At 64.3% G+C, this 5,089-nt stretch carries 4 protein-coding genes; 3 read left to right on the forward strand and 1 reads right to left on the reverse strand.

Translation table 11 applies throughout. The features are described from left to right. The first annotated feature begins 46 nt into the window (after positions 1-46). The 3 genes from VFL62_RS16785 (at position 47) to VFL62_RS16795 (ending at position 3,906) form a co-directional block, all read left to right on the forward strand. The gene (locus VFL62_RS16785) at positions 47-253 is read left to right on the forward strand and encodes a hypothetical protein (protein WP_325173508.1); all 207 of its coding nucleotides are present in this window, start codon (positions 47-49) and stop codon (positions 251-253) included. 314 nt (positions 254-567) lie between these two features. After that, positions 568-1,881, forward strand: a complete 1,314-nt coding sequence (locus VFL62_RS16790; protein ID WP_325173505.1) for an MFS transporter — start codon at positions 568-570, stop codon at positions 1,879-1,881. 228 nt (positions 1,882-2,109) lie between these two features. Beyond that, on the forward strand, positions 2,110-3,906 hold the full coding sequence (locus tag VFL62_RS16795; protein ID WP_325173506.1) for a hypothetical protein: 1,797 nt from the start codon (positions 2,110-2,112) through the stop codon (positions 3,904-3,906). 335 nt (positions 3,907-4,241) lie between these two features. Here the strand turns inward: VFL62_RS16795 and VFL62_RS16800 are convergent. Further along, positions 4,242-5,089: MFS transporter (locus VFL62_RS16800; protein ID WP_325173507.1), on the reverse strand; the 848-nt coding region annotated here is incomplete at its 5' end.

Consider the following 5,089-nt stretch of genomic DNA (forward strand, 5'->3'; position numbering starts at 1 on the left):
CTAGGTTCGCGGTGTTACTTGGCTTCACTGAAAGGGAGTGGAGTTGATGAACAAGCTCGTTGAAATTCGCCGCCAGGAGCATTTCTGCCGTGAGCGTGCGTCACATGATTCCGAGCGTAAATCGTTCTGGCTTGCGGAGGCCGAAGCGTGGGAGCAGCGCGCTCTCGACGAGATCGCGTTTCATTTCCGTGAATGCAATGCCGAGAGTCACGGTCATCAGGTTCACAGCCAATCCCTGAACGCCGCCGCGTAACGCGGCACACATTTTTCGCGCGCGGGCGGCCGATGAGGCCGCCCGTTGCGTTTGTGGGGCTTTGTGTCGGCACGGCGGACGCTCTCTCTCCTCATGGTGAGGAGGCGCGAACGCTCCGTCTCGAACCATGAGGCTCCACGTATCGGCCTCATCCTTCGAGACGCCGCGCTTGCGCGGCTCCTCAGGATGAGGGTTTGAGGCGGAGACCAGTCGCCCCGCCGATCCCATCCCCCCTTTCAGGGGACGGTTGCGCCTGCTATGGCAAGTCCTTCGAAGACAAAGAACAAAAGCCATGACAGGAGGGGCAGGACGCGATGACGGGTGTGGGTGAGGGCGTCGTGTCGGGTTCCGGCGTCGTGGCGGCGGAAGATGCCGCGCTGCACCGCGCGGTTCAGAAGGCGGCGCTGCGCTTCGTTCCGCTGCTGACCATCGCCTATCTCTTCAACTACCTCGACCGTACCAGCCTCAGCGTTGCCGCGCTGACCATGAACCAGCAGCTCGGCCTCACGCCGGCACAGTTCGGGCTCGCCGCCGGCGTCTTCTTCCTCAGCTATTCCACTTTCGAAATCCCGAGCAACCTCTTGCTCTATAAGGTCGGCGCGCGGCGCTGGATCGCGCGCATCATGATCAGCTGGGGGCTGGTCTCGGCAGCGATGGTGTTCGTCACCGGGCCGAACAGCTTTTACGGTTTGCGGTTTCTGCTCGGCCTGATGGAGGCCGGCTTCTTTCCCGGCGTGACGTTCTTTCTCGCCGCCTGGTTCCCGACGCAATACCGCACGCGGATGCTGGCGTGGTTTCTGGTCGGCATTCCGCTGTCGTCGCTGATCGGCACGCCCATTTGCAGCCTGCTGCTCGGAATGGACGGCATCTGGGGCCTCGCCGGCTGGCAATGGATGTTTCTCCTGGTCAGCCTGCCCTGCGTGCCGCTCGGCATCGCCACGCTCGTTCTGCTTGCCGACCGGCCGCAGACGGCATCCTGGCTCACGCGCGAGGAACGCGACGCGCTCGATCATGTGCTCGCCACGGAAGTGCGCGAGCGGCCGCATTCGTCGTTCTGGGCTGCGCTGAAAGATGCGCGCGTGTTGATCTGCACCGCGATCCAGTTCGGCTTTACGCTCGGCTCCTACGGCATCGGCGTCTGGCTGCCGTTGATGTTGAAGGACTACCACCTCACCAACACGGCGATCGGGTGGATCGCGGCGATCCCCTATCTGTTTGCCACGGTCGGCATGATCCTGTGGGCGCGCTGGGTCGACCAGAAGGGCGGGCGCATCGCCAACCTTGCGATTGCCTGCACGCTGGGCGCGGTCGGACTGCTGCTGCCGATCGTCTCCAACTCGCTGGTCTCGGCGGTGATCGGCTTCAGCCTGGCGCTGATCGGCGTCACCGCGGCGCGCGCGATCTTCTGGACCATTCCGACGCGCTTCCTCACCGGTGTCGCCGCTGCGGGCGGGCTCGCCTTCATCAACTCGATCGCCACCACCGGCGGCTTCTTCGGGCCGTCGCTGATGGGCGTGTTGAAGCAATATTCCGGCTCTTATGTCGTCGGGCTGTTGGCGGTGGCCGCCATCATCTTCGCCTCCACGATTGCCTCGCTGTCGCTGAAGCTGTTTATCTCCCGCGAGTAACAATTCGCGCCCGTCGAAACAGCGAGCCACGCGCTGACGTGGCGGATGCAGCGCTCTGCCTTGGCAGGCTGACGCGGTTCTTCCCGAATTTTCCCGGGAAATTTCGAAAAATCGTAAATCTTTCGCATCCCTGTAACAGAGCCTGCGCAAGTTGCGCGGCGCTTCATCTTTCGCATGTCTTCGCGCAGGTATCGCGTCGCGAAGTTTTTTCACTCTGGGAAAATAACAATGACATCCAAGGAAACGCGTTCGCTTCGCGGACGGCCGCTTCTGACCACGCGCTTTGCCGTCGTTCTGCTCGCCACCACGGCGCTGGGCGGCGCGCTCGCTTATGCCGACGACGACGACCGGGGTCGGAACGACGGCCGCGAGTTCACGTTCTTCACGCCCGGCAACCTGCTGGTCAGCAAGGCCGTCTACGACGCAAGCCCCAGCAGCATCGTCGCCGGCGTGACCCAGCTTCCGCCGGGCTGCGGCGCGGCGAACAGCCCCTGCGCGACCGCCAATACCGACGCCACCTATCCTTTCGTGTTCAACAATGCGCTGGTCGACGGCACGTTCTCGGTTGCGGCCAAGGTCGTGCTCGATGAATTGCGCGCCGATGGCGATGGCGATTTCGTGCAGTCGGTCGAGGTTCCGAACAGCACCCAGCGCGGCATCAAGGCCAATAGCGACCAGGCGGTCACGAGCTTTGAGTCGAAGTCGGAGCTTGCGATCAACCTCTCGGTCGATCACCGCGCCGTATCGTTCCTGGGATATTTCGCGCCCGTCGCCGCGCTCGATGTGTCGAACTCCAACACACCGTTCGTGGTCGACCCGACCAATGCGGACACCCAAACCGTCTACCGCGTGTTCGCCGATGTCGACCAGCTCGGCCGCTTCCGCTTCACCAAGACCAATGCCTATAGCGGCGACAACGGCCGTGCCGCGATCCTCAACGACGCCAACGGCGCCGACGTGCATTATGGCGCCGGCAACGCCGGCTCCGGCTCCGGCACCGAGCCGGTCGGCATCATCGAAGGTGGCGGCGCCCAGATCGAAGTGGCTTCGCATCTGCCGCTGTCGCAGCAGGTCGATCCCGGCGCACCGACGCCGCTCGGCAGCTTCAACGTCACCGAGCTCGGCCTCAAGATCGACAAGGTCGGCAAGGACACCAACTTCCGCGGGCTGACCGTGTTCAACAACGTGGTCTACTTCACCAAGGGCTCCGGCGGTAACGGCGTCAACACCGTTTATTTCGTCGACACCACCGGCAATGCCACGAACGGCAATCCGAACGCGTGCCCGAACCAGACTGCGACCGGCGGCCTGCCGAGCCCGTCCGCCACGCTGCCGACCACGCCGATCAACATCAGCAACGCGGCCACCGTGCAGACCCAGGGCGTGAAGCCGTTCAACATGTGCATCCTGAACGGTTTCCCGACCAGCCTGGCCAAGACGACGCCGACGCCGATGTTCCCGTTCGGCATCTGGTTCGCCAATGCCACGACGCTCTATGTCGCGGATGAAGGCAACGGCACCGCGACGTTCGACCCCAACACGAATACCTACACGGCAGCGGCCGGCCAGACCACCGCGGGCTTGCAGAAGTGGGTGTTCGCCAACGGCGCCTGGTCGCTGAAGTACACCTTGCAGGCCGGTCTTAACCTCGGCGTGCCCTACACCGTGAAGAACTACCCGACCGGCAACAACGCCGCCACCGGCCAGCCGTGGTCGCCGGCGACCGACGGCCTGCGCAATCTCACCGGCCGCGTCAATCGCGACGGCACCGCTACCATCTGGGCTGTCACCTCGACGGTCAGCGGCAGCGCCGACCAGGGCGCCGATCCGAACAAGCTTGTCGCGATCACCGACAAGCTTTCGGCCACCACGCTGCCGGCCGGCGAGAGCTTCAAGACGGTGCGCACGGCGAAGTCAGGCGAGGTGCTTCGCGGCGTATCGTTCACGCCGGGTACGGGCCTCGACCTCCGCCAGGAGGTCGGCTCGCTGCTGTGCGACATCGGTGTCTGCCCGCCGCAGCACTGAGGTTCAACCAAGACCGTTTGCGCTTTGTGCTGGTATCGCGTCTCAAAGCGCACACTCTGTGACCTCTCCCCGCGCCGTCCAGGTGCGGGGAGATTTTTCTCTTTCACCTCTCCCCTTGTAGGAGAGGTCGGATCGCTTCTGGCGATGCGAAAGCATCGTCCAGCGCGATCCGGGTGAGGGTTCGTTTCCGCCGAAACAGCTTTGCCTGTTGCCCGCCGAAGCAACCCCCTCATCCGGCGCGGCCTTCCGCGCCACCTTCTCCAACAAGGTGAGAAGGGAACGGCTTCGCGGGCAGATTTGACTTGACCAGCGATCATCTCGCTGTAGCGCAAAGTTCACCCCGCCGTCCGCATTGCGGGCTTCGCTTGCGCAATCAGCGTGAGCGCCGCACCAACGCCAAGCAATCCCAGACAAATCGCCGGCACCAGCATCGCGGCCGCGGCGCTGCCGCCGATCCCGGCGGCATACGGCATCAGGTTCTGGGCGGCAAAGCCGCCGAAACTGCCGAGCATCGAGATTGCGCCGATCCCCGCGGCGGCGCGCTCGCCGGTGAGGAAGCGCGACGGCAACGACCAGAAGCACGGCAACAGCAGCGAAATGCAGGGCGTGCCGACGATCATGGCGACGAGCCGCATCCAGTTTTCCGGCACCAGGGTCGAGAGCACGAAGGCGATGACGCCGACGGTCGCAAGCGCGACCATTGCCATGACGACGGCGCGATGTTCGCGCAACCGCTTCGGCAGGATCAGCAGCATCGGCACCGTGACCAGCCAGGGCAGCGCGGTCAGAAGTCCGTTCTGGGTGCCGGTCATGCCGAAACCCTTGATGACCGTCGGCGTCCAGTAGATCACGCCGTAAAGCGAGGTGAGGATCAGCGCGTACACGCCGGACAGGAACCAGACGCGGCCGTCCCACAACACCTGCCACAGCGAATGGCTTTCTCGTTTCGCAGCGTTCTCTTCCTCGAGCCGCCGCGCCAGCCAGGCCTTCTCGGTCGCATCGAGAAACTCGGCATCATCAGGCCGGTTCGGCAGCAGCGCGAAGGTGAGGAAGCCGAGCAGCACGGCGGGCGCGCCGGTGACGATGAAGACCCATTGCCAGCCGGACAGGCCGAGCAATCCGTGCAGGTCGAGCAGCGGGCCTGAGGCGAGCGCGCCGAACATGTTGCCGAAGGCGCTGCCGA

Origin of the sequence: Bradyrhizobium sp. (genome assembly GCF_035701725.1) — a bacterium.
Classification (GTDB): Bacteria; Pseudomonadota; Alphaproteobacteria; order Rhizobiales; family Xanthobacteraceae; genus Bradyrhizobium.